The sequence below is a fragment of the Blautia sp. OF03-13 genome, from assembly GCF_003460685.1.
GTDB lineage: Bacteria > Bacillota > Clostridia > Lachnospirales > Lachnospiraceae > Fusicatenibacter > Fusicatenibacter saccharivorans.
This window is the reverse complement of sequence record NZ_QTVR01000049.1, coordinates 1-4,493: the sequence shown is the minus strand read 5'-3', so window position 1 is coordinate 4,493 and position 4,493 is coordinate 1. Positions and strand designations below refer to the sequence as shown.

The following is a 4,493-nucleotide window of genomic DNA, read 5'->3' as shown; positions in this document are numbered from 1 at the left end:
AGCGTTTCATATATATTCGAAAGCCTTGTTGGAGTTTAATCAAGAAGGGTTATCCGACTGGATAAATTACTTGAAAACCATTTTTTAAGATTTACAATTTCAAGTTTGTGTAACTGAAACTAGAGCAACAGCCCCAAATTGATGTTTTAGTTTTTATAGACGATAATACAAGAGTATGCCTATCTCTGCCCCTCCTTCGTTAAATAATGCACACCCCCGTCAGTAGTCTGAACCCCCTTAACTGACTACGATTTGACTACTACACATTGCTTTGAATTGCACCATTTTGAAGTATTTTGTAAAAAGTGTAGTTATAAACAAGAAAAAAGATGATGCCCGGAAAAGCCGATAAACCAACGCAAAACTCGGCATTACAGGGTATTTCAGAACAGGAGAATTTTATGATTAGAGTACTTTTTATCTGCCACGGCAGTGTTTAAGGGATGCCGTGAAAGCCTTGGTTTTAAAGGATTTTTTGATGATTGACGAATAATTTGCACCTTATTTACACCTTTGGAAGACCGGATAGGAATAGTTAGAATAGGAAGGCGTGAGATGAATCTTACGTCTTTTTTCTTGGAGTTTATGTAAGCATATATTACTTGAAAAATCAAATAATATATGATGAATTACAAATGTGACGTAAAAAGAGTCACGCTTATAAAAAGGTGATTAATATGAAAGAATTTTTGGAAAAAACATTAAGGCAAAATGTAATAATGACGGAGAATAAAGAGGTGTATAAAAAGCTCCCGTTAGCATATTGTGGAAGATATGATATTTTTACGGTAGAGACGAATGGTGTATTATGGATGGCTATTCATCCCAAAGATAATGTCGGACTTGTTATGTTACGTAGAGACAGAGCTGGCGTGGAAAAAATGACAGGATTAAATTGTGCAATATTTCTTGATCGAACAACATTTTATATAAAAGAAAAGATGATGGAAGAAGGAATTCCTTTTGTAATAGAAGGAAAGCAGGTATTTCTTCCATTTATTGGATATTTGTTGAGTAAGGAAAATGAAAGAGAATTGGCACCAGTTTATCTGATTTCATTTTTGACGCAAAAAATGCTTCTGATGGCTATTTATGAACGATGGAATGAAGTGAAAGTATCTGATGCAGCAAAACGAATAGGAGTGTCAACAAAATCTGCAAGCCGGTGTTTTGATGAACTGGAATATTTAAATATTGATGTGTTGGGTATGAAAGGTAAATCAAGAGTAATAAATATTCCAAATGACCGAAAACAAGTATGGCAGCAAATTGAAAATGTATTAAGAAATCCGGTGATTCGAAGATTTGTTCTGAGAGAAGATATGAAACTAGAAAAGAAGAGGCATTGATGATACTGCTTCAATTATGGTCAGCTGGGACAACGGAAGCAGTCTGAATGTGGTCTATGGCGAAGACAAATGCCGTAAAATCACTGAAGAATAATGGTCAAAAATACACAGTTTTTTTGATGAAAAACTTACTAAATTTCTGATTATCTTTTCATAAGTTGGTAAATGCCGATATATCCCGTATTTTAGGGCTTTATCGGTATTTTCTTTTTGGAAGATACCTTGCATAAGCTGGCATTTACCAGCATGAAAATGCAACCAAAAGTAGTAAATGAGTAGTAAATATAAGCTCCGATATTAACAAGCCAGTCTTTCCAGTTCTGCTTTTGCAGATTGAAATGTACCGTGTGCATAATAGCCAAGTGTCATGGTTATGTTAGCGTGTCCCATAAGATATTGCAGGGTGTTTGGGTTCATTCCTCTGTTTGCCATATTCGTACAGTAAGTATGTCGGAATGAATGTGGTGTGATGTTCGGTAACTTGTCCGTGTGATACTTGTTATACTTCTTAATTAGTCCTCGCACCATGCCCTCATAGTTTCCTGCAACTTTAGGTAAGCCCTCACGGTTCAAGAATAGGAAATTGCTATAACCACCTACAATCAACGGTTGTGCCTTTCCTCTGTTCTTTAGTATTCTTTGGATTGCTTGATAAGCCCGTTCTGTCAATGGAAGTTCTCGTTTTCCGTTTTTGGTCTTTGGCGTTTCAATATAGTAGCCGATTTCGCTGTCTTTCAATAACTGGTGGTCTATATTGAGTATCTGTTCTGCATATCAATATGCGTCGTTAGTCCGCAAAATTCAGAAATACGAAGTCCCGTTTCCAGCAGAAGCACAACCTCATCATAATACTTGCTGTAAATCTTATCCTTTTCCATAAAGGCAAGCAGGCGTTCTTCCTGCTCTGGTGTAAGGATAACTTTCTGCTCCGTATCATCTTCCAGAACATCACTTAGCTTAAATTCAAACGGGTTCTTTCTGATACAGTCGTCTTGTATCGCCATGTAAAATGACGCTTTCAAGGAACGCTTGTAGTTATCAATCGTTTTATAGGCGTATCCTTTTTCGCTCATTCTGATAGCCCATTCTTTAGCGTCCGACTGCTTAACAGTATCAATCGCCCTCATACCCAATGGGTCATTTTTCAGAGCGTTCATAAGATACTGTCGTCCTTTTTCAGTAGCCCTCTTGATGTTCTTTCTTTGGCTGTTCTTCTTGTCGTAGAGCTGGCAGACTGTCATTTTACCGCCTGCTGTATCGATACCGTCGTTAAGGTCTTTTTTAATCTGTGTTTCTTTTTCCCTCAACGATATATCATCACGCTTTCCAGCAGGTGTCTTGTCTGTCGGTACAAGTTTCCAAGAATAGATAAATTGTGGCTTTCCGTATATATCGGTATATTTATAAACGTATCTTCCGTCTTTTCGCTGGCTCTCTCCATTACGCAAATTGCGATTTTTACTGTCTTTTCGTTTTACATTAGACATAGTGTAAAGCTCCTTTCCGTCATGGAACGAGCCGTGATACGCTATATTTATTATACCATATCTACGGCTCAATGACATTAGATTTCGTCCAATGTATCTATGATTTTTTCAAATTGTTTTCGCTTAATCTGAATACGGTTGCCGTTCACGATAACCCAGCCAGCGTCAAGATTTTCTTCGGCTAATTTACGCAATTTCTTTTCGCCAATGCGGAAGTATTTGGACGCTTCTTCAACCGTCAGCGTATATTTTTCCCAAATAGGCACATCAGTATTGTTCATAATCTATGCACCCCCCTTTACTGTGTGTCGTTTTTTACAAGCAGGCAGACGGCTTTGGAAAGCTCCATTAGTATCTCAACTATTCCCATTCTTGTGGGCAGAACCGCACCATGCGGACGTATCATTATTCTGTGAGGATAGGTCGTGGCAAAACAACTTTTCCAACAGTCGCTCTCGGATCACTGCGTGGGTCGCTCGCTTTCTTTTGAAAAGGTCGTGGCGTACAGTCCCCGTGGCTCGCCATCTCACAAACGTATCTGTCTGCTTTATTCAGTTGTCAAAGAGCTGTGGTGAAAGCGTGTTGCTTTCATATAAAAGCAGGTGGCAGAGCAGGAAAGAGGGGGATATTAAATCATGCTCCGCTAAAAACTGCTTATTCTTCTGGTTCTAAGTCCATATCTTCAATATCAAAACCTAAAATCATTTTGATAAGTGCTTCTCTGATACGTCCTTTTAATTCCATATCTACAACGATATAAACATTGCCGTATTCATCATAAAGTGAACGCAAACAGCACTTTGATATGTAAGGGTCATAAAATGCCAGTAATTTTTCAATCGCTTTTTCGTTTCCGTCCATAGCTGATGAAATCAAGTAATAAGACGGTTTCTTAAATAACTGTTTCATTTTCTAATGTTCCTCCTTGAGTATTTTTTTCATAGTTTCCAAAGCGTGATGTCGGTTTCTAAATACACCGCTTTGCGTGATTTTCTGCAAGTTGGCAATTTCACTTTCTGTCATTTCCAAGAAGTAATACATCAACAGAGTATTGCGTTTTCTTTCTGGAAGTTTCTTCAAGGCTTCTGCCAATTCATCATCAAGGACACGAATATCAATGCCACATACTGAAAAGATTGTATAATCTGTTTCGTAGTCGTCCCAAACAGCCATTTTATCAACAAGGACATCTGGCAATTCGCTGAAAGATATTTCTTTATTCTTACGACGGTTTAATTCCTTGTAATAATCTTTCACGACACTACGGACAACTTTCTTTAAACAACTTTCAAAACGACATTGAACTGTTTTCTGGAAGTCAGACGGTTTCATCAATCTCACCTCCTTTCCTTTATGATTTGAAAAGTGTTTATCCCTCTTTCCGCACCATATAAGGTAAGTGCAAAATAATTCGACGGATTGTGTTGCCCTAAAAAATATCCCATAATAATCAATAGAGAATGCAAGCATTTTACTTCATCTTTTCTTGCTAGAAATGATAGGTGCGAGCATTTTACTCTATTCAAGTTATGGAGGTGTGCTCATGAAAAGCAAAAGAATACCTGTCGAAGAACAATACCGTCTCATCATGGAATGCCGTCAAAGTGGATTGACAGATCATCAATGGTGTGTGGAACATGATATCAAGCCAGGAACT

Annotated in this window: 5 protein-coding genes and 2 pseudogenes; 3 read left to right on the top strand and 4 right to left on the bottom strand. The window is 37.8% G+C overall.

Features of this window, described 5'->3' with window-relative positions:
* Positions 1-677: 677 nt before the first annotated feature.
* Both DXA55_RS16740 and DXA55_RS16735 read left to right on the top strand, forming a co-directional pair.
* Complete coding sequence (locus DXA55_RS16740) at positions 678-1,349, top strand: hypothetical protein (RefSeq protein ID WP_023922624.1); 672 nt, start codon at positions 678-680, stop codon at positions 1,347-1,349.
* Between the two features lie 16 nt (positions 1,350-1,365).
* Positions 1,366-1,443 (top strand): DUF4314 domain-containing protein, encoded by a 78-nt coding sequence (locus DXA55_RS16735; RefSeq protein ID WP_081717107.1) that lies wholly within the window; start codon positions 1,366-1,368, stop codon positions 1,441-1,443.
* A 203-nt stretch (positions 1,444-1,646) separates the two neighbouring features.
* Here the strand turns inward: DXA55_RS16735 and DXA55_RS16730 are convergent.
* The 4 genes and pseudogenes from DXA55_RS16730 to DXA55_RS16710 form a co-directional block, all read right to left on the bottom strand.
* A pseudogene (locus DXA55_RS16730) lies at positions 1,647-2,836 on the bottom strand (tyrosine-type recombinase/integrase).
* A 77-nt stretch (positions 2,837-2,913) separates the two neighbouring features.
* On the bottom strand, positions 2,914-3,117 hold the full coding sequence (locus DXA55_RS16725; RefSeq protein WP_002322728.1) for an excisionase: 204 nt from the start codon (positions 3,115-3,117) through the stop codon (positions 2,914-2,916).
* 373 nt (positions 3,118-3,490) lie between these two features.
* On the bottom strand, positions 3,491-3,745 hold the full coding sequence (locus DXA55_RS16715; protein WP_002322727.1) for a helix-turn-helix domain-containing protein: 255 nt from the start codon (positions 3,743-3,745) through the stop codon (positions 3,491-3,493).
* Between the two features lie 3 nt (positions 3,746-3,748).
* Positions 3,749-4,168: an RNA polymerase sigma factor gene (locus DXA55_RS16710; protein ID WP_003061815.1), complete on the bottom strand. Its 420-nt coding sequence runs from the start codon at positions 4,166-4,168 to the stop codon at positions 3,749-3,751.
* A gap of 211 nt (positions 4,169-4,379) precedes the next feature.
* Between DXA55_RS16710 and DXA55_RS19455 the strand changes: the two are divergent.
* Positions 4,380-4,493 (top strand): annotated as a pseudogene (locus DXA55_RS19455) (IS66 family insertion sequence element accessory protein TnpA); the annotation flags it as partial.